The sequence below is a fragment of the Thermococcus eurythermalis genome, from assembly GCF_000769655.1.
GTDB classification, from domain to species: Archaea; Methanobacteriota_B; Thermococci; order Thermococcales; family Thermococcaceae; genus Thermococcus; species Thermococcus eurythermalis.
Window position 1 is genome coordinate 1,702,173 of record NZ_CP008887.1, and the last position, 19,336, is coordinate 1,721,508.

Below are 19,336 nucleotides of genomic sequence, written 5' to 3' on the forward strand. Positions count from 1 at the left end.
ACTAAATGTAAGCTGTACATGTGGGGGGTCAAATATGGTGTTACTGGAGTTCGAAGTACCCCTAAAAAGACTCAACGACGTCATGGACGTCATAGTTAGAGAGGACTCCAAGCTCCAGAGAGTTTACTACCGCGAGGACACGAACAGCGTTATTATACGGACGGTGGTCTCAAAGAGCGCCCTCCAGGTGTTCCTCCTCAAGCTCGCCGCAGTCGTTGATGTCCCCGTTGAGGTTACAATAGTCGATGAGAGGGAAGTCGGCAAGGCAATTCACGAGGCCTTCCTTGTCAGGGTGGATGTTGCAGAGAAGTCCTACCCCGTCGCCATACTGCTCCTGTACAACATCAGCAAGTTCTATCCGGACACCCTGATAGTGGGCACCTCCGCAGACGCTCCCCGCGAGCTTATAGACGCAGTCCTCAACCTGACGATTGGTAAAATCAACCTTCTCAAAGCAGAGAAGGTCAGGAGCTCAATAATCGAGGACGGGCTTTTCGTCCAGTTCAGAACCAGCGTGGCAAACGCCTCTACTAATGGTGTTGTCTTTGTGTGACACAGTCAGAAGTTTCTTAACTTCCCCTCCCAACCTTTTCTGGTGGTCGTGATGCTTCACCACGTCAAACTTATCCACGCAACGAAGAGCAGGAAGCTCGTCGGTAAGAAAATAGTCCTCGCTATTCCAGGAAGCATAGCGGCAGTGGAGTGCGTCAAGCTCGCTAGGGAGCTGATAAGGCACGGCGCCGAGGTTCACGCGGTCATGAGCGAGAACGCCCAGAAGATAATCCATCCCTACGCGATGGAGTTCGCTACGGGGAACCCGGTAGTGACGGAAATCACGGGCTTCATCGAGCACGTTGAACTGGCTGGAGAACACGAGAACAAGGCAGACCTGGTACTCGTCTGTCCAGCAACGGCCAACACGATAGGGAAGATTGCCAACGGCATAGATGACACGCCGGTTACGACCGTTGTAACGACGGCTTTCGCCCACACACCCATTATGATTGCCCCAGCAATGCACTCCACAATGTACCAGCACCCGATAGTCGTTGAGAACATTGAGAAGCTTAAGAAACTTGGTGTAGAGTTCATAGGGCCAAGATTTGAGGAGGGCAAGGCGAAGGTCGCTTCAATAGACGAGATAGTCTACCGCGTTATCCGGAAGCTCCACCCCAAGACCTTGGAGGGTAAGCGCGTCCTCGTGACTGCGGGTGCAACGAGGGAGTACATAGACCCGATCCGCTACATAACCAACTCGAGCAGCGGGAAGATGGGCGTTGCCATCGCCGAAGAGGCAGACTTCAGGGGGGCCGAGGTAACGCTCATCAAGACGAAGGGAAGCGTTCCCAGCTTCGTGGAGAACCAGATTGAGGTTGAGACCGTCGAGGAGATGCTCCATGCTATAGAGGACGAGTTGAAGAGCAAGAAGTACGACATCGTTGTCCTAGCCGCGGCGGTGAGCGACTTCCGTGTCAAGAACAAGGCGGACAAGAAAATCAAGAGCGGAAAAGAACTAACCCTTGAGCTCGAACCCACGCCGAAGATAATAGACCGCGTCAAGGAACTCCAGCCAGATGTCTTCCTCGTTGGGTTCAAGGCGGAGACGGGCCTCAGCGAGGACGAGCTCATAGGGGCCGCGAGGAAGCAGATGGAGAGGGCGGGAAGCGACCTGGTGGTGGCCAACACGCTAAAGGCCTTCGGAAGCGACGAGAACGAGGTCGTACTCGTGGGTAGGGACTTTACGAAGAAACTGCCCAAGATGAACAAGCGCGAGCTCGCCGAGAGGCTCTGGGAAGAAATCGAGAAGCTTCTTTAGCATTTCTGTTTTTGCAATCTCTCTTTGCTCAACGTTATTCCCAACCTTTTGTTTCAAACCAAAAGGTTCATAATTGCATTGCGTCTACTTTTCCCGGTGGTTCGCCATGAAAAAGATAGGCCTCATAGGTGGAACGACGCCGGAATCAACCTGTTACTACTACCGGAACTACATCAGGCTGAGCAGAGAAAAGTTCGGGCCGTTTACGTTTCCGGAGCTGATAATCTACTCGATAAACTTTGATGAGTTCAAAAACAACCCGCGTGGCTGGGAGGGGCGGAAAGAGATACTGATCAAGGCCGCGAAGGCCCTTGAGAAGGCTGGAGCTGAGATAATAGCCTTGACCGCTAACACCCCCCACATCGTCTTCCCGGAGGTTCAGAAAGCCGTCAATGTGCCAATGGTGAGCATAATCGACGCCCTCATAGAGGAGATGAAAAGGAGGGGCGTCAAGAAGGTTCTCCTCCTCGGGACGAAGACGACGATGACGGCGGACTTCTACAAGAACGCCCTCCGCGAGGCGGGCTTTGAGGTAATAACCCCCAACGAAGAAGAGATTGACGAAATAGACAGGATAATCTTCGAGGAGCTGGCCTTTGAGAACCTCAAGAGCAAATCATATCTAATCAATCTTGTTAAGAGGTACGCACAAGAAAAGGGCGTTGAGGGGGTCATCCTCGGCTGCACCGAGCTCCCGCTGGCCATAAAGCAGGGCGACGTGCCGGTCGAGGTCTTTGACACGGCTGAAATCCACATGAGGGAGCTCATCGAGCTCGCGGCCGAGTGATTTCATTCTTTTTCCACACTGCAAACCCTTCGACCACAAGGACGTCCAACCCGGCGTTTCTGAACGTCTTCAGCGCGTCCTCCGGCGAGCATACTATCGGCTCGCCGTGCATGTTGAAGCTCGTGTTCAGGATTGCTCCAAGGCCAGTCTTTCTCTCGAAGGCCTTGATGACTTCGTAGTAGCTTGGGTTTATCTCCTTCCTTACCGCCTGTGGCCTCGTCGTGCCGTCAACGTGCACAACCGCAGGAGCAAGCTCCCTGAAGACATCGCTGGCAGTGTAGCTCATCGTCATGAACTCGTTCGGCTTCCCCCCGAGGTCTTCGAGGTACTCCTCAGCCCTCTCCCAGAGCATTGACGGTGCAAAGGGCTGGAAGACGTCCCTCTTGAGCGCTAAATTGAGCCTCTCCTTGACGCCCTCGTCAGAGGGGTCTGCGAGGATTGAGCGGTTGCCTAAAGCCCTCGGCCCGAACTCCATCGCCTCCTGGAAGAAGCCTACGAGCTTCCCTTCGGCAAGGGCGTCAGCGACGAACTTCTCATCTACCTCCTCGAATTCAAGGCCTTCTTTTCTCAGGAAGTCCTCGACATAGGCCTCATCGTAGGAGGGACCTATATAGACGTGCTCAAGCTTGAATGGCTTCCATCCGCCGTCGAGCCTCTCAAGCTGGGCTTTCACAAATGCCGCCGCACCGAAGGCCAGCCCCCCGTCGTCCATAGCCGGAAAGACCCAGAGGTTGTCGTCCCCAACGATGTTCCTCAGTACGGCGTTGGCCTTGACGTTCTGGGCAACACCGCCGGCGTAGGTCAGGGGAAAACCTTTCGATTTGAGCTTCATGCCCAGCTCCTCGATGAGCTTCTCAAGGTGCGCCTGGGAGCTCGCGGCTATCTCGATGGCCTTCCTCTGGAGCTCGCCGTCAAGCTTTCCGCGCTTCATCTGGTTCGCAATCTCCTTTGCCTGGGAGAATGGATAGCCAAAGAAATCCGCCAGTTTTCTTGTCGCTTCAACGCCGATGACCTTCAGGTGGTTTTCAAAGCTCAGCCCGTTGAGCTCTATTATCGCGCTCAGGTCGTAGGTGGGTCTTCCATATGCCGCTAAGCTCATGACCTTGCCCTCGTGGCGCATCGGCCTGAAGCCCAAAAGCTCTGTCACAGAGGCGTAAAAGTCGCCGAGGGAGTCAATGTAGGTGCTCTGGGCTATCCGTATCATCTCCCCGTCCCTTGCAACGTAGATTGACGAACTCAGGCCGTCCCCTGCTGCGTCTATGCTCAGGGCCAGGGCCTCGCGCCAGCCGGAGGTATAGTAGGCGCCAGCGGAGTGGGCGAGGTGGTGCTCCACGAAAAGCACCTTCCTCTTGAATTCCGGCCCAAAGATCCCCTTCAGCCCCGCCTCAAGCTCCAGAAGCCGTGACTGCTTCCTGAAAATCCCCGCGACAGCTATCACATCAACGTCCTCGGGGCTGGCACCGGCCATGTTGAGAACCGCCTTGATGCTGAGCTCGGGGAAGCCCCTGTACTTCTTAACCCTGTTGAGGCGCTCCTCGTTGACCGCGAAAATCCTTTCGCCGTCTATCAGCACCGCTCCCGCGTCGTGGCCGTCGTGGACTCCGAGTATCATGGTGGCGTGTTTGACGTTCATTTTTTAAACGTTGGGGCGAAGGGAAGAGTTTAAAAACAACCCAATGGACACATTTAGCGGAGGTGAAGACTATGAAAAAGGTCGCAGCATTCTTTGCCGTCCTGATGGTGATGCTGGTCCCGCTCTCCGGGGCGGTGGCCGCGGAGGACGTCCAAGAACAAAAGAACAGCATGAACAGTGTGATATGGCAGGCCAAGCTCTGGTACTACCTCTATATCGGAAGCGAGTCAAAGCTCCAGGAACTCCACGAGAAGAGCGTCAGCGCGGGCGTTGACGATGCCGTTATTCAGAAGGCCATGGAGCTCTACGAGAACGCCAGCGCCGAATACGAGACCGCCATGTCCTACGGTAACCCCCTCCAGTCCAAGACCATGGCCTGGCTCCCGTTCATCGTTCACATGAGGCAGGCCGTCATAACCCTCCGGGACGCCGTCTCCCTGCTTGAAAACGCCCTCACCGAAGCTCAGAGCGCCTGAGCTCTATCTTTTCTCTTTTCATAGTGCAAAGCGGAAAGAAAAGGAAGAAGTTTGCTCAGTAAGTCCTGGCAAAGCGTGCTATGAACTTGGCCTCCCTACCGCAGACCGGGCACTTCTTGCCTTCGATGCCTTCCCTGGCTTTCTCCTCAGGGTAGGGCGTTCCGAGCATCTTGGCGTCGAGTTCCTCCTCCATTTTAAGCCCGCACTCCTCGTCACCGCACCAGGGAATCTCGACTATACCGCGCCTGTCCTCGAAGACTGCCTTGGCTTCCTCAATCGTGTCAACGCGCTTGATGTGGCTCTCAAGGAACCCCTTGGCGCGGTTGTAAAGGTTCTCGTGAATCGCGTCGAGGGTCTTCTTCACCTCCTCGACTATAGCGTCGCGCTCGACGGGAATCTTTTCAAAGGTGTCACGCCTGGCAAGGACTGCCTTTCTGCCCTCGACGTCCCTCGGGCCGACCTCTATTCTCAGGGGAACGCCCTTCAGCTCCCAGTCGTAGTACTTCCTGCCCGGCCTTATGTCGCGCTCGTCAACGTGGACACGGAAGCCAGCCTTCCTCAGCTCCTCCGCTATCTCCCTCGCGTAGGCGAAGACGTCAACGCTCGCATCTTTCTTCGGAATGGGTACGATAACGACCTGAATCGGAGCTATCGTCGGCGGGAGAACCATTCCGCTGTCGTCGCCGTGAACCGCTATAACTGCCGCGAGAAGCCTTTCGCTCATTCCGAAGGTCGTCTGGTGCACAAATTCGTGGTCGCCCGTCTCGGTCTCGTACTGGATGTTGTAGGCTTTGGCGAAGTTCTGCTTGTAGTTGTGCATCGTGCCAATCTGGAGCGTCCTCCCGTCGGGCATCATTATTTCCGCTCCCAGTGAGTAGAAAGCTCCGGGGAACTTGTCCCAATCGGGCCTCTTTGAGATGATGTAGGGCAAAGCAAGGAACTTCGCGAGGCGGTCGAATATCTCGAGGTCCTCCTTTATCTGCCTCTCGGCGTCCTCGAAGTCAACGTGAGCTGTATGCGCCTCGAAGAACCTGCTGATTTCCCTAACGCGGATGAGGGGCCTCGTGTGCTTGGTCTCGTAGCGGTAGACGTTGACTATCTGGTAGACCTTGAAGGGCAAATCCGCGTGGGAGCGAATCCAGAGGGAGAACATCGAGTACATCGCGGTTTCGCTCGTCGGGCGGAGGATGAGCCTCACGTCGAGCGGGTCGAGGCCCGCATGAGTTACCCAGTAGACCTCGTCCTCAAAGCCCTTTATGTGTTCGGCCTCCTTCTGGAACTCGGTTTCAGGGATGAGCGCTGGAAACAGAACCTCCTCATGGCCGGTTCTGTTCATCTCGGCCCTTATGAAGGCCTCGATGTTGCGCATGATTTTCAGCCCGTACGGAAGCCAGACGTTCATTCCCTTGACGGGGTAGCGCTTGTCAATAATTCCGGCGGTCTCAAGGAGCTCGTTGTACCACTCGCTGAACTCGTTGCTCCACCTCTCACGCTTTACCTTCCCCATCTGCACCACCTAAAGGGAGAACTGGAAGGAGTTTTTAAGCTTTCTCAGGTGAGATTTGCCACTTCATCAGGAGAAACCTTATTAGGTTCGTTTCGATATGGGTCTTAAGGTGATAGCATGAGGCCGAAGGTGGCCGTTCTCTTTAAGATGAAGAGCAAACCCCTTGAGGAACTCAAGAAATGGGCGGACGTTGATGTGATTCTGTACCCAAGCGTTGAGGAGCTTAAAGAGGTCATCGGCAAATACGATGGGGTGATTATTTCCCCGACAAATCCCCTCCCGAAGGAAGTCCTTGAGAGGGCCGAGAGGCTCAAGGTCATAAGCTGTCATTCAGCAGGCTACGACCACGTTGATATTGAGACCGCAACCAAGAAAGGAATCTACGTTACCAAGGTCTCTGGAGTCCTCAGCGAGGCCGTTGCCGAGTTCGCCGTTGGCCTGACCATAGACCTCCTCAGAAAGATTCCCTACGCGGACAGGTTCCTAAGGGCAGGAAAGTGGGAGTCACACAACACCGTCTGGAGCGGTTTCAAGGGGATTGAGACGGTCTACGGCAAGAAAGTCGGAATCCTCGGAATGGGCGCGATAGGAAAGGCCATAGCGCGGAGAATGAAGGCTATGGGCACGGAGATACTCTACTGGTCGCGCTCGCGGAAGCCAGACATTGGGAATGAAGTGGGTGCGAAGTACCTCCCGCTCGACGAGGTTCTGAAGGAGAGCGACATCGTTATTTTAGCCCTCCCTGCGACCAAGGAGACGTACCACATCATCAACGAGGAGAGGCTGAAGCTCCTTGAGGGGAAGTACCTGGTGAACATCGGGCGCGGAACGCTGGTGGACGAGAAAGCCCTCACAAAGGCCATCGAGGAAAGAAGGCTGAAGGGCTACGCGACCGATGTCTTCGAAAACGAGCCTGTTCAGGAGCACGAGCTCTTCAAGTACGAGTGGGAGACTGTTTTAACCCCCCACTACGCGGGCCTCTCGAAGGAGGCGATGGAGGACATGGGCTTCCAGGCGGTTAGGAACCTGCTCGCCGTCCTCCGCGGCGAGGTTCCGGAGGCTCTGGTGAACCGCGAGGTTCTCAAAGTCCGCTCACCTAAGGAGGTAAAGATGCTCTGAGGTGGTGGAGATGGAATGGAAGGAAAAGCTTAAGGCCCTTCTCGAACCGTACGGCGAAATTACTGAAACCGAGAAGGGGTTAATCTTTGAGTTCGGCGACGACGAAGGGGACTTTTCGGACAGACTTGCCTTCATCATTGAGAAACCTGAGGAGTGGCCGCTGGTAGAAGTTGCTGTAAAGGCGATAGCGGATTTAACGGACCACGACGTCCCGGGCAGGAACCTCTTCGCCTTCGGATTTACCCCGGACTTCAAGGGAACCGTTCTTAGACTCGGTCTTTTTGACGGAAAGCCCGGGGCGGGCCCCGTGATTGGGGACGTCCCTGAGAAGGCTGTCAAAATAGCGGAGCGCAACGACATTGAATACCAGCGCGGAAGCGGTGACGGAATCGGCCTTCCGGGGAACTTCACCGAGAAAGACTTCGAGGCTTTGATAAAGCTCGTGGAGGCGATAGCCTTCGAGTGGTAACCTTGTAAATACCCGGAACCAATGCAGAAATGATAGGGAATGGAAACAGGGTTGCGAAAAAACAATATTAGATTATTAGATTAGTGTTTAAACTTTCCGCTAGCGCTTCGTGGGAAGCGAAGCTTCCCGACGTGTTGGGGCTTTGTCCCAACATGCGGAGCAAAGGGCTCTGAAGGTGATTCCATGCTGAAATATCTTGGCTACTTCGCGGTTGGAATCTTCATCGGCATCCTCGCGGCCATGTTTGGCCTCGGGGGTGGGTTCCTCGTAGTGCCAACGCTCAACCTGCTCGGCGTTGAGATACACCACGCAGTCGGAACGTCGAGCGCGGCGGTGGTCTTCACATCGCTCAGCTCTGCAGTAGCGTACGCAAGGCAGGGAAGGATACACTACAAGGCCGGTCTCCTGCTGGCCTCAACCGCAGTAGTCGGTGCCTACATCGGCGCGTGGATGACGGGTTTCATAAGCTCTTCCCAGCTGAAGGTCATCTTCGGTCTCGCGCTGGTCGTCGTTGCAATAAGGATATACCGCAAGAAGACCGCGGAGCCAACCGAGGTAAGGCTTGAGGACGTTGAGATTAACTACAAGCTGGTACCCGTCGGTGGTTTCTTCGCAGGGATAGCGAGCGGCCTCCTCGGCGTCGGGGGTGGAATAATCAACGTGCCCTTCCTGACATACCTCGGCCTGCCGATACACCACGCAGTTGCCACCTCAAGCTTCGCGATAGTCTTTACGGCAACGGCTGGAGCGCTCAAGCACTACATGATGGGCAACGTTGAAGTTCAGTGGCTCGTCCTCCTCGTGCCGGGTCTCATCGTCGGCGCCCAGCTCGGCGCGAGGATCGCGAAGAGAACGAAGGCCAGCGACCTCAAGAAGGCCTTTGCGGTCGTTATGGCCCTGCTCGCGCTGAGAATGGTCCTAAAGGGGCTCGGATTTGGGGTCCCGTGAAGCTTTTAAACGGCCCTTTCCACCCTTTTTTATGCTCCAGTACCTCCTCGACCTCATCATCGGCCTCGGCATCGGGTTCATAGCCGGCCTCCTCGGCGTCGGCGGAGGATTCCTGATAGTGCCGACTCTCGTCCTCTTAGGTGAGCCCATACACCTGGCCATAGGGACGAGCCTGGCCTGCATCGTCCTCAGCTCGCTTTCCGCTTCAATAACCCATATTAGAAGAGGCGCCGTCCTCTACCGCGTCGTCCTTCTCAAAGAAATCTTTTCGGTACCCTTTGCAGTTCTCGGCGCGTACTTGTCGTCACTAATTGCGGGGGAGAAGCTCAAGCTGATTTTTGCGCTTCTCCTGCTGTATTTGGCCTACAAAATGGCCAGAAGAGAGGGGGGCATTGAGGAGAACGGTGGCGAAATCCACAACTCCCGCGTTCCAATTGTTGGAATCCTCTCCGGCCTCGTGAGCGGACTTCTGGGGATAAGCGGGGGGGTTCTCAACGTTCCGCTCTTCCATACGTTCGTGGGCATGCCAATGAGATACGCCGTCGGGACATCGAGCTTTGCCCTGTTTTTCACCGCCCTGGCGGGGGCAATTGAGCACTACCAGCTCGGACAGGTGGACGTCCACACGGCGGTTCTGCTCGCCCCGGGCCTCATAATCGGCGGGAGGCTCGGCGCTCTGACGGCCCACAGCGTCCACCCTGAGACCCTGCGGAGGGCCTTCGCAGGTGTTCTAATTCTGGTCGCTCTCAAGATGCTCCTGTGAAGGTTTATTAACCGCCGTGCAAAGTTTGGTCGGTGAAAGCGGTGAGGGAGCTAATTGAGAAAGTTCGTGAGAAGTTTGGTTTTGAAGTCAAGGACATGGCCGACGCCTGGAGGCTCGTTGAGTGGCTTGAGGAGAGGGGTTGGGTCGTCTACATCATAACTGCCAAAGGAAGAAAGCAGGTCGATGCGTGGCACCCAAACTATGGGACGCTTTTTGCCCAGTTCGGCGAGAGTCCGAACTTTGAAAGCATATTGGAGGGCATATTGACTGTATCTCTGCTTGCAAAGGAGCTTGAGGAAAAAGGAACGCTCTGAAACGTTCGTTTCACCGGAGTCCTCAAATATAACAACGCCCCAGTGTTCATCGGTGATGGCGATGGTGGGAACAAGGGGCCTGGCAATGGCCCTTGTGATACTGCTGGTTAGTAGCGCACTGCCCCTCAGCCTTGCGGAGGGCAGCGACGCGGGGGCAAACGGCACCGCTCCAGAGCCCTACGGAGACCTGGCCCTCGACAACAGCACCAGAGAGATGGTGATAGCGGGCCAGCTGATTGAGCAACTCCAGAAGCTCAGCAAGCTCGCGGAGAACAAGATAGAGCCCATAAAGGATAAACTTCCTGAGAACTCAACGATACTGACCCACTACAAGCTTGCAGAGGAGTATAAAGAGAGAGCAGTTAGTGAGTACGAGGCCAGCGACTGCTACAACTCCATCCGCGATAGCCTAACGGCCATGCACCACTACAAAGTTGCTCTTTCGGGCCTCAAGGAAGCAAAGGGCAGGGGTCAAGACGAGTGGGCGCACATAAGGCTGGAAATCGAGCGCATGGCGGAGTACTTCAGGTTCGTCGAGAAGACAATAAGGCTGGCGGAGAACCAGGGAATAGACGTGGGCAACCTCAAGGAGCTCTACAACGAGACTAGAGATGCGTACAAAGCAGTGCTGGACGACCTCAAGGCCAGGGACTACGAGAAGGCAAAAGAGGACTACGAAACCGCCCGGGAAAAGAAGGCCCTCCTCGATGGGGAGCTGAAGAAGGTCCGCGAGGAGCTCGCCTATGCAAACGCTGATAAAATCGTCAAGGACTTCCTGGCCAAGGGCGGGGAGGAAATTGAGATAGCCCAGAACGCCATCGAGAAGGGGATTGAGAACGGCTACAACGTGACAAGACTTCAGGAAAGCCTCAACGCGTTCTTGGACGTCTACAACGAAGCCAAAAGCTTGGCAGAGGAAGGCAAATGGGAAGAGGCCTTGAAGGCCATACCGGACAACAGGGAGACGATAGCCCAGTTCCACAGGGCCGTCGAGTTCGTTCTCAGGAAGGCCCGCGAGGGGGAGCTCGAAGAAAAGCTGAAGGACGTCCGTGCCTTCATCAGGGAAATGAGCGACAGGGTTCAGAAGGACTGGAAAGCGCTCCGCGAGCTTAAGGGCAGGGGCATAAACACCCAGAGGGCCGAGGCCCAGCTGAGGGCGGCCGTCCAGGAGCTCAGAACCGGCCTCCACCTCCTCAAGACGGAGAAACCGCTTGGGGCCAAGCCCCACTTTGCGAAGGCATTGGACATGCTCCGCAGGGTCGAAGAGTTTATCTCCGCCCACTCCTGACCTTTCCTTTTTCGTTGGGAGGGATGGCCAAGATGAAATCCAGGGCCCTGCCCATCATAATGATCGCGTTGCTTCTCCTGCCCCAGGTTAGTGCCTATACCATCTCGTCGCTCGTTCTGGCCGTCTACCCCGACGGTTATGTTAAGACCGAATACGAAATACTGCCTGAGGATTACTCCTCCCAGATTGAGCTCCCCCTCATCGGTGGGCATTACGAGAACGTTATTGTTGAAGACGAGAACGGAAACCCCCTTGACTTCAGGCTCGAAAACGGAACTCTTTTCATCTATCCCGGGGACGCTGAGATCGTTACGGTGTCCTATTACACCCCCGACATCACCTCCAAGGAGGGGATAGTCTGGACGGTCAACGTTTCTTCCGGGGTTCCCTTTGAGGTCGTCCTCCCTGAAGGCACCGTTGTCGTCGATTTAAGCGATGTGCCCCTAGAGATAAACGGGACTTCAATAACAATGCCCCCCGGAAACCAGAGCATCTCCTACGTCCTTGGGGAGTCTCGTTCCTATGAAGGCACTACAGACGAAGACACCAGCGGTAGTGGCATTCCCGTTAAGGCCCTACTGGCAACCGTGGCCGTTTTGGCCGGTGGGGCAGTGGCAGGTTACTGGTTCAAAATCAGGGGAAGGAAAATAGACGTTGAAGCCCTCTTGGAGAGTGATGAGCTCAGAGACGAAGAGAAGCAGGCGATTAGATACCTCCTGGAGCACGGCGGGAGGGCCAGCCAGGCGGAGATAAGAGACGCCCTTGGGCTTCCGAAGACAACGGCCTGGAGAATGTTCAGGCGCCTTGAGGAGAAGGGGTTTATCAAAATCATCAGGGGCAGGAAGGAGAACTGGGTGGAGCTGAGGCGGTAGAGAAAACGTTATATCTTTTCTCCCCAACTTTATCCGTCTGAAATCAAGAGGAACTTGAGGAAACGTTTTAAGCCCTCCGTTCCACCGCTTCCCTAATTAGGTGCGGGGGCAACTTAACACGGTGATAACGGTGAGGAGAGCCCCACTCCTGCTTATCCTGGTGATGCTCATCTCCACCATTCCCCAGACCGGCGGGGTTAGTTCCGAGACCGCCTCGGCCTCAGAGCGTGCAAACGGACTTCTCATGGCCCTGGAGAGGCTGGCGAACTACACCCACCAGATTGGATGCATTTCCGACGAGGCTGATGCCCTGCTGGAAAGGGCAAAGGAGCTCTATTGGGCCGGTCAGTACAACGAGAGCATTAACGAGGCCCTCCAAGCAATGCGCCTCTACCGCTCTGCACTAAAGGCCTGTGGGGGGGAGAGAAGCGACTCAGAAAGCGGGGGGACCAACTGGGTATCGGTTGCCGAGAGCGAGGTTGAAGTTACTGCCAACGTCCTTGAGTACGCCAGAAAGCTCATCGAGTCCGGCGAGCTGAGTGGGGAAGACCTGAAAAATCTCGAAGCATGGTACAACCAGACCCTCTTCGCTTACAACGCCGTGAAAACGTCTCTTGAAAAGAACGACACCCAGGACATCGTTCACAAGATTGCCTTCCTCGTAACATCGAGGGAAAAGCTTGAGAAGGCGATAAACCTCGCGGTCAAAGGCGCTGTCGAGAGGAAGGCAAAGCTGCTGGGAGATGCCCAGCTCCGCAGAATTGATATACTCATCGAGAGAGGCGCCAATACAACGGAGCTCCTCACCCTAAAAGTGGAGCTTGAAGAGGCCATCAAGAGCGGCGACACCGGGGAAATCCTGAGGATCCTCAAGGAAGTCCCGAGAATTATGAGGGAACTGAAGCAGAAAGGCGGGATTGGTGGAGCGGCCCGGCGCGGCCAGGGACAGTCACCTCAACCAGGAAACAGCGACAGAGGCCCCAACGGCGCCCCTCCACAGAACGTCTCCAATCAAACTCCAGGAAAGGGAAGAACGCGGGGGGAAGGTAGTTGAGAAAGCTCGCGGCAGCGGTGCTCCTGATGGTATTCCTGCCCCTTGTTGCTGGACAGGCCACCGTTGAGATAGTTTTGGTCGAGGTCTATGAGAGCGGTTACGTTAAGGTGACGCAGGTCGTCCTCCCCTCGGAGTATTCGGTGGCGGTTGAAGTCCCTGTTCTGGGTGGGAACATCACGGGGCTTTCCGTTCTGGACGAGAGTGGAGACCCCCTGCTCTTTGAGGTGAACGGGAGCTCTCTAACGGTCTACGCCCTCAACTCCACGACAAAGATTAGAATCACGTACTTCACGGCCTCTCTCACATCAAAGGAGGGGGAGCTCTGGAACCTGAGCTACAGCTTTCCCTATCCCGTAACGGTAAAGCTCCCCACTGGGGCGGTCGTGGTCGACCTGAGCGACCTTCCCTTCACGATAACCGCAAACACCATAACTATGCCCCCCGGAAACCAGTACGTCTCCTACATTCTCCCTGCCCCCACGTCCACGCCGGAACCGACGCCGACCACGACAACCACGACATCGGACACGCAGTCCACCCCCACAAACACGACCTCCAGCTCGACCTCTTCAACTACCTCAACGCCCCAGCCGACCTCAACAACCCCTGAAAGCACGACGCCCGAAAGCCCCGACACGTCCTCAACGGCAGGTATAAAGAGCCTGCTCCCGCTGATTGGCCTCATTGCCATCGTTGGGGTCAGTGCACTCGCATACTGGAGCAAAAAGAAAACGGGCACCGGAGACCTGCCGGTCTCAAGGGACGAGTTCAGGGAGAAGCTTGAGTCGCTGGGACTCACTGAGGGGGAAATCAACGCGCTCCTCTACGTTTACGACCAGGGCGGGAGGGCCAAACAGGCGGACGTCAGAAAGGCCCTTGGGATTCCGAAGACCACGGCGTGGAGGATGTTCAAGCGCCTCGAAGAGAACGGCCTCGTCAAGGTCTACAAAAGGGGAAAGGAAAACTGGGTGGAGCTCAAGTTTTAAAGAATGGGTTTGTTTGGGCTTTGCTTTTCCACTATACCTCACTCTTTGCGGGCAAACCTCTTGAAATCTTCCAAGTCCCAGGTGAAGTGGCCTCTCTCCCTAAGGCGTTCTTTGTTCTCAACTCTCCGTGCCACTATCCCGTGGTTTGCCTCCCATCCCTTCAACCCCACAAGCTCGGCCTTTCTCTCCAAGTCCTTCAGAATTCCCATGGCTTCCCTCTCGCTCAGGTCTTTCCACTTGACCTCGACGAAGAGGGCTTTCCTACTCCGTTCGTCCAGTGCAACTAGGTCTACCTCTTCACCCTTCCGCCACCACCTGCTGATCTTGGCTAAGCGAAACGGCAGCTTGCCGGCTCTGTTAAGCCTGAGGATGAATTCCTTTGCAACGTCCTCAAAGACTCCTCCGAGGTAGTGGTTGTAATCCCTCAAGAAATCGTCCCAGAAGCTGAGGTCCTCAAGCTCTATCTCGTTCCTGTAACGCTCGACGAAGCGGAAGTAGAAAGCCAAGTAGTTGTCGTCAATCCTGTAAAGGGTGTTTTTAGTCTTCGGCTTCGCTGTTATCGGGATTTCCCGTTTAAGAAATCCGAGCCTCTCAAGAACCTCAACGTACTTAAAAAGGTTTGAACGCGGGATTCCTGTATAGGTGCTTATCTCGTTGAACCTCCTCTTCCCTTCAGCTACTGCCTTGAGGATGAGCCTGTAGACCCTCGGCTCCCTCAGCTCGCTTGAGAGAAGGAAGTCGCCCTCGGCATAGAGAAAGCCCCTCTTGTCAAAGGCCAGCCTCTTCACGTCCTCGAACCTCTCGAAAAGCTCAAGGTACGCCGGAATTCCGCCGGTTACCCCGTATATTTGAACCGCCTCTTCAACGTCAACCCCGAGGAGCTTCCATGAGTCAAAGAACCCGAGCGGGGAGAGCTTTATCTGCCCGTCCCTCCGGCCGTAGAGCGGGCTCTTCTGGCTCAGTACGTGCTCCTCCATCATGCCGACGGATGAGCCAACGAGTATCAGGTGGAGGTTTGATGTCCTGACTATCTCGTCCACTATGTACTGGAACTCGCTCAGAACCCTTTTGTCGGACTGGATGAGGTAGGGGAACTCGTCTATAACGACCACGACCTTTCCCTTCTCTGTCAGGTATCTGAAAACGTCCGAAAAGCTCGAAAACGACGTTTCGCTCAGAAAAGCTAAGGGAAATGCCTCAAGCACCGCCCTCGAAAACTCCCTCAGGTTGTCGGAGTAGGTGCTGTTCCGAGCAAGGTAATAAACGGAGGGCTTGTTCCGCATGAACTCCTTGATGAGCCTCGTCTTCCCTACCCTTCTCCTCCCGTAGACCGGGAGGAAGGAGTTCTCCTTCTCCCACAGCTCCTCGAGGAACTCAAGCTCCCGCTTTCTGTCCACGAAAGTTATTGCCATGGTATAATACTCTGCCTATAACTTTTTAAGAGTTTCGGAGCCTAAGCCCTGATGAACCTTTCAAGGAAATTTTCAGCCCTCTGAAGGTTACGGAAGAAAAGAAAAGGGTTTCGAAGGCCTCACCTTATCCTCGCGCCGAGCTTTATCTCCTTGTCCGGCATGAGCAGGGCGACGTTCTCGCCGTCGTCGGCGGCAAGGAGCATTCCCTGGCTCTCTACCCCCCTGAGCTTCTTGGGCTCGAGGTTCGCTATGATGACGACGTAGCGGTTGAGGAGTTCTTCCGGCTTGTAGTACTTCTTCAGACCGGCGACGAGCTGCCTGACCTCGTCTCCGAGGTCGACCTTGACCACGTAGAGCCTGTCGGCGTTCGGGTGGTCTTTGACCTCGATTATCTTTCCAACGCGGAGGTCGAGCTTCGCGAAGTCGTCAAAGCTAACGTACTCCATGCTTTCACCACCTTTTTCCTTCTTTACCTTCTCCTTCTTGGAGGCATTTCCGGCCTTCTCGGACTTGGCCCCGATTTCATCACCGTAGATGCTCTTAAGGATTGCCATGGCCTCTTCCCTGCGCTTTTCGCCAAACTTTTCGAGGGTCACCCTCACAACGTCGTCCTTCTTGTAGTATTTGTTAAGGAGCACCCTGGCACTCTCGGGGTTGCCCCTGGCTATGTAGTTGACGATGAAGTAGATTATGTCCTCGTCGGTGACCTTCCTGAACATCGGGGTGGCCTTCCTAACGCGGTGACCTGCCGGAAGCTCGGTGAACTCCCAGCGCTTGAGCTCCTCCAAATTGAGGAGGTGCCATATCTTCTCGCTGGCGTCGGGCAGGAACGGCTCAAGGATGATTCCGAGGGCCTTGACGATCTGGAGCGAGACGTTCACGGTTGTTGCCGTCCTCTCGCGGTCGGTCTTGGCGGTCTTCCACGGCTTCTGGTAGTCGAAGTAGCGGTTGCCGAAGATTGCCAGCTCCATGACACGCCTGAGGGCGTCCTTGAAGCGGTACTGGCTTATGAGCTCGCCGACCTCCTCGAAGGCCCTCTCAATCTCTTCGAAGGCCTGTTTGTCGAGGTCGTTCAGCTCACCCCTCTCAGGCACGACTCCGTCGAAGTAGCGGTTCACGAACGTTAAAGCCCTGTGCACAAAGTTTCCGAGGTTGTTCACCAGCTCCTCGTTTATCTTGCTCTTGAAGTCGGCGAAGTTGAAGTCGCTGTCGCGAGTTTCAGGCATTATCGCGGTGAGGTAGTAGCGGAGGTAGTCTGCCGGGAACGCGTCAAGGAACTCGTGAACCCATATGGCCCAGTTCCTGCTCGTTGAGAACTTCTTGCCCTCAAGATTTAGGTACTCATTGGCCGGGATGTCGTAGGGCAGGTTCCACTCAGCCTCGACTTCCCCGTCCTTGTATTTGCCGTAGGCCATCAGGAAGGCCGGCCAGAATATCGCGTGGAAGGGTATGTTGTCCTTTCCGATGAAGTGTATGACCCTCGTCTCGCCGTCGATGTTGAGCCAGAACTTCTTCCACTCGTCCTCTCTTCCGGCGCGCTTGAGGGCCTCGATGGTTATGGAGATGTATCCTATTGGTGCTTCAAACCAGACGTAGAGCACCTTGCCCTTGACATCCTCGTCGTCGAGCGGAACCGGGATCCCCCAGTCGAGGTCGCGCGTGATGGCCCTCTCCTCGAGTCCCTCGTTAATCCAGCCGAGGACGGTGTTCTTGACGTTGGGCTTCCAGGGCCTGCTCTCAATCCACTTCTTGAGCCTCTCCTCGAAGTCCTGCATTTTGATGTAGTAGTGAGCCGAGTCCTTGAAGGTTATCGGGTTGCCACAGATGTTACAGCGCGGGTTGATGAGGATTTCCGGCGTTAACGGCCTCCCGCAGACCTCACACTGGTCGCCGCGCTGGTTCTCGGCACCGCAGTAGGGGCAGGTTCCGATGACGTATCTATCTGGTAAAAACATCTTGTCGTGCTCGCAGTAGGCCTGCTTGGTGACCTTCTTGACGAGGTGGCCGTTTTCAAGCGCCTTGAGGAAGAACTCCTGGCTTATTCTATAGTGAACTGGCAGTTCAGTCCTTCCGAAGTAGTCAAAGCTTATCTTTGCCCGCTCAAAGGTTGTCTTTATGTGCTCGTGAAACTCGTCAACGATTTCCCTCGGGCTCCTGCCCTCCTTGAGCGCGCGGAAGGTTATCGGCGTCCCGTGCTCGTCGGTGCCGCAGATGAAAAGCACTTCCTCTCCCTTGAGCCTCAGGTACCTGACGAAGATGTCCGCCGGGAGGTACGCTCCGGCCAGGTGGCCCGCGTGAATCGGCCCGTTCGCGTAAGGGAGTGCAGAGGTTACCATGTACCTAACCATTTTAACCACCGATGGCCGTTGTTTCCTGCGCTTATAAGACCTGCGGGTTTTAAGCATTACGGTAGGTTATTAAGTTGAGGACAAAATATGCAAGGTTTGATATAAAATCAACCAGCACTCTTTCCAAGATATCACGATGAGAAAAGGCCGAGACTCGAAAGGCCCCTTCTGAATGGAAAATTCGGAGAGAAATGATGGAAGAGGCTGTTGGAAATCGAATTCAATGAATTTGAAAATGTGACATAATGTTCCAGATTCACCGATTAAATGTCACGAAATTTTTTCGGAAAGTGGAAACACCACTGGAGAAAACGACTTTCGGGAAGAACCCAATTGAAACTTGACCATTCCTTTAAACATGTGCAGAGAAGAGGCTAAGTAAGAATTAAAGGGCCCTTAGGTGTTTGGAAGTCGCGGGTAGTTTCTCCAACGGGCCCTCAAAACTGGTTATCACCAATCCAAGAGCTACCGTGAGGCCGAGCAGAGGTCGCGATGATGAGGGGGATTTCCAGAAAGGTTTAAATATTGGGACGTTCTTCTTTCTCCATTAGGCTAAAGGGCGAATTTCACGCTCTGTTGCAATAAGACTCGAAGAGAATTGAAAGCTTTTCAGGAGCACGCCCCACACGCTGAGGAGCATTGCGTTGCAATAAGACTCGAAGAGAATTGAAAGTGGAAGCCTCGCGAAGGCTCTCGAAGACACGTACCAGGTTGCAATAAGACTCGAAGAGAATTGAAAGTCAGCGTGGTGAACGGCAGGTCGAGGAGCCTCGCCTCGTTGCAATAAGACTCGAAGAGAATTGAAAGAGGTTATGCTTTTGTTGTCAATTGTTGACGAGTTTAAGGTTGCAATAAGACTCGAAGAGAATTGAAAGGGGCTTCGGCGACGACGTGGGCTTTTTGTCGAGGGCTGTTGCAATAAGACTCGAAGAGAATTGAAAGAACTTTTGTTTAAGGTCCAGGTCGTGTATAAGCTCCTCGTTGCAATAAGACTCGAAGAGAATTGAAAGTCATGTGCAATCATATACGTAATAGATAAATCTACCAGTTGCAATAAGACTCGAAGAGAATTGAAAGAATTGTTCGTGGCGTCGTAGGCCTGCACCCTTGGGAGTTGCAATAAGACTCGAAGAGAATTGAAAGGTGGACATCTTTATGCTCGCGGCCCAGCACGACGAGGTTGCAATAAGACTCGAAGAGAATTGAAAGTGAACGGTGGGCCTGTCGTGGCGGGCGAAGTCCACGTAGGTTGCAATAAGACTCGAAGAGAATTGAAAGAGCGGTATCGCCTGCGTCATCACAATGTGCTTACGTGGTTGCAATAAGACTCGAAGAGAATTGAAAGTTCTGAGCTGGAAATACGGTGCTCCACGTAGCTAACTGTTGCAATAAGACTCGAAGAGAATTGAAAGCCTAAACGGGTTGTTGTCCTTCGCATACGCCTCGTCGAGTTGCAATAAGACTCGAAGAGAATTGAAAGGTACTCACCCCATAAAATGAGGCAGAGGGCGGCGAGGTTGCAATAAGACTCGAAGAGAATTGAA

Annotated in this window: 17 protein-coding genes and 1 CRISPR repeat array (1 of these 18 running past the window's edge); of the genes, 13 read left to right on the plus strand and 4 right to left on the minus strand. The window is 54.6% G+C overall.

Going from position 1 to position 19,336, the window contains the following annotated elements:
* Positions 1-34 precede the first annotated feature (34 nt).
* The 3 genes from TEU_RS09170 (at position 35) to TEU_RS09180 (ending at position 2,603) form a co-directional block, all read left to right on the plus strand.
* Entirely contained in the window at positions 35-553 is a 519-nt protein-coding gene (locus TEU_RS09170; protein WP_050003492.1) for a hypothetical protein, read from the plus strand.
* 51 nt (positions 554-604) lie between these two features.
* Positions 605-1,816: a bifunctional phosphopantothenoylcysteine decarboxylase/phosphopantothenate--cysteine ligase CoaBC gene (gene coaBC, locus TEU_RS09175; RefSeq protein ID WP_050003493.1), complete on the plus strand. Its 1,212-nt coding sequence runs from the start codon at positions 605-607 to the stop codon at positions 1,814-1,816.
* 106 nt (positions 1,817-1,922) lie between these two features.
* On the plus strand, positions 1,923-2,603 hold the full coding sequence (locus TEU_RS09180; RefSeq protein WP_050003494.1) for an aspartate/glutamate racemase family protein: 681 nt from the start codon (positions 1,923-1,925) through the stop codon (positions 2,601-2,603).
* On the opposite strand, the gene TEU_RS09185 is transcribed toward TEU_RS09180, so the two are convergent.
* On the minus strand, positions 2,581-4,215 hold the full coding sequence (locus TEU_RS09185; RefSeq protein ID WP_050003972.1) for a carbamoyltransferase family protein: 1,635 nt from the start codon (positions 4,213-4,215) through the stop codon (positions 2,581-2,583). The genes TEU_RS09180 and TEU_RS09185 overlap by 23 nt on opposite strands.
* Positions 4,216-4,298: 83 nt before the next feature.
* Here TEU_RS09185 and TEU_RS09190 point away from each other — a divergent pair, with 83 nt between their 5' ends.
* On the plus strand, positions 4,299-4,712 hold the full coding sequence (locus tag TEU_RS09190; protein ID WP_144244852.1) for a pyrolysin: 414 nt from the start codon (positions 4,299-4,301) through the stop codon (positions 4,710-4,712).
* 55 nt (positions 4,713-4,767) lie between these two features.
* Here TEU_RS09190 and proS read toward each other — a convergent pair whose 3' ends face one another.
* A complete protein-coding gene (gene proS / locus TEU_RS09195; RefSeq protein ID WP_050003496.1) occupies positions 4,768-6,219 on the minus strand; it encodes a proline--tRNA ligase in 1,452 nt (483 codons plus the stop codon).
* A 117-nt stretch (positions 6,220-6,336) separates the two neighbouring features.
* On the opposite strand from proS, the gene TEU_RS09200 reads away from it, so the two are divergent.
* The 9 genes from TEU_RS09200 to TEU_RS09240 all read left to right on the plus strand — a co-directional run bounded on the left by TEU_RS09200 (position 6,337) and on the right by TEU_RS09240 (position 14,032).
* Complete coding sequence (locus tag TEU_RS09200; RefSeq protein ID WP_050003497.1) at positions 6,337-7,338, plus strand: 2-hydroxyacid dehydrogenase; 1,002 nt, start codon at positions 6,337-6,339, stop codon at positions 7,336-7,338.
* A gap of 10 nt (positions 7,339-7,348) precedes the next feature.
* On the plus strand, positions 7,349-7,807 hold the full coding sequence (locus TEU_RS09205; protein ID WP_050003498.1) for a hypothetical protein: 459 nt from the start codon (positions 7,349-7,351) through the stop codon (positions 7,805-7,807).
* Positions 7,808-7,990: 183 nt separating this feature from the next.
* The gene (locus tag TEU_RS09210) at positions 7,991-8,755 is read left to right on the plus strand and encodes a sulfite exporter TauE/SafE family protein (protein ID WP_050003499.1); all 765 of its coding nucleotides are present in this window, start codon (positions 7,991-7,993) and stop codon (positions 8,753-8,755) included.
* Positions 8,756-8,786: 31 nt separating this feature from the next.
* Positions 8,787-9,518 carry a sulfite exporter TauE/SafE family protein gene (locus tag TEU_RS09215; RefSeq protein WP_050003500.1) on the plus strand — a complete coding sequence of 244 codons (732 nt, stop codon included), beginning with the start codon at positions 8,787-8,789 and terminating at the stop codon, positions 9,516-9,518.
* 32 nt (positions 9,519-9,550) lie between these two features.
* The gene (locus TEU_RS09220; protein ID WP_227738703.1) at positions 9,551-9,832 is read left to right on the plus strand and encodes a hypothetical protein; all 282 of its coding nucleotides are present in this window, start codon (positions 9,551-9,553) and stop codon (positions 9,830-9,832) included.
* Between the two features lie 55 nt (positions 9,833-9,887).
* On the plus strand, positions 9,888-11,120 hold the full coding sequence (locus TEU_RS09225) for a hypothetical protein (RefSeq protein ID WP_320407197.1): 1,233 nt from the start codon (positions 9,888-9,890) through the stop codon (positions 11,118-11,120).
* A gap of 23 nt (positions 11,121-11,143) precedes the next feature.
* Entirely contained in the window at positions 11,144-11,992 is an 849-nt protein-coding gene (locus TEU_RS09230) for a helix-turn-helix transcriptional regulator (RefSeq protein WP_320407198.1), read from the plus strand.
* A gap of 130 nt (positions 11,993-12,122) precedes the next feature.
* A complete protein-coding gene (locus TEU_RS09235) occupies positions 12,123-13,046 on the plus strand; it encodes a hypothetical protein (protein WP_050003503.1) in 924 nt (307 codons plus the stop codon).
* A complete protein-coding gene (locus TEU_RS09240) occupies positions 13,043-14,032 on the plus strand; it encodes a helix-turn-helix transcriptional regulator (RefSeq protein WP_050003504.1) in 990 nt (329 codons plus the stop codon). Before TEU_RS09235 ends, TEU_RS09240 begins: the two co-directional genes overlap by 4 nt.
* A gap of 38 nt (positions 14,033-14,070) precedes the next feature.
* Here TEU_RS09240 and TEU_RS09245 read toward each other — a convergent pair whose 3' ends face one another.
* Together TEU_RS09245 and metG are read right to left on the minus strand one after the other, a co-directional pair.
* Positions 14,071-15,444: an ATP-binding protein gene (locus TEU_RS09245; protein WP_050003505.1), complete on the minus strand. Its 1,374-nt coding sequence runs from the start codon at positions 15,442-15,444 to the stop codon at positions 14,071-14,073.
* A 119-nt stretch (positions 15,445-15,563) separates the two neighbouring features.
* Entirely contained in the window at positions 15,564-17,792 is a 2,229-nt protein-coding gene (gene metG, locus TEU_RS09250) for a methionine--tRNA ligase (protein ID WP_050003506.1), read from the minus strand.
* Between the two features lie 575 nt (positions 17,793-18,367).
* A CRISPR array of direct repeats spans positions 18,368-19,336; the repeat unit is 30 nt; unit sequence GTTGCAATAAGACTCGAAGAGAATTGAAAG; it runs 470 nt beyond the window's last position.

Coding starts and splice junctions, on each gene's coding strand:
- TEU_RS09170 (WP_050003492.1), top strand. CDS start 35: ATGGTGTTACTGGAGTTCGAAGTACCCCTAAAAAGACTCAACGACGTC.
- coaBC (WP_050003493.1), top strand. CDS start 605: ATGCTTCACCACGTCAAACTTATCCACGCAACGAAGAGCAGGAAGCTC.
- TEU_RS09180 (WP_050003494.1), top strand. CDS start 1,923: ATGAAAAAGATAGGCCTCATAGGTGGAACGACGCCGGAATCAACCTGT.
- TEU_RS09185 (WP_050003972.1), bottom strand. CDS start 4,215: ATGATACTCGGAGTCCACGACGGCCACGACGCGGGAGCGGTGCTGATA.
- proS (WP_050003496.1), bottom strand. CDS start 6,219: ATGGGGAAGGTAAAGCGTGAGAGGTGGAGCAACGAGTTCAGCGAGTGG.
- TEU_RS09200 (WP_050003497.1), top strand. CDS start 6,337: ATGAGGCCGAAGGTGGCCGTTCTCTTTAAGATGAAGAGCAAACCCCTT.
- TEU_RS09205 (WP_050003498.1), top strand. CDS start 7,349: ATGGAATGGAAGGAAAAGCTTAAGGCCCTTCTCGAACCGTACGGCGAA.
- TEU_RS09210 (WP_050003499.1), top strand. CDS start 7,991: ATGCTGAAATATCTTGGCTACTTCGCGGTTGGAATCTTCATCGGCATC.
- TEU_RS09215 (WP_050003500.1), top strand. CDS start 8,787: ATGCTCCAGTACCTCCTCGACCTCATCATCGGCCTCGGCATCGGGTTC.
- TEU_RS09225 (WP_320407197.1), top strand. CDS start 9,888: ATGGCGATGGTGGGAACAAGGGGCCTGGCAATGGCCCTTGTGATACTG.
- TEU_RS09230 (WP_320407198.1), top strand. CDS start 11,144: ATGGCCAAGATGAAATCCAGGGCCCTGCCCATCATAATGATCGCGTTG.
- TEU_RS09245 (WP_050003505.1), bottom strand. CDS start 15,444: ATGGCAATAACTTTCGTGGACAGAAAGCGGGAGCTTGAGTTCCTCGAG.
- metG (WP_050003506.1), bottom strand. CDS start 17,792: ATGGTTAGGTACATGGTAACCTCTGCACTCCCTTACGCGAACGGGCCG.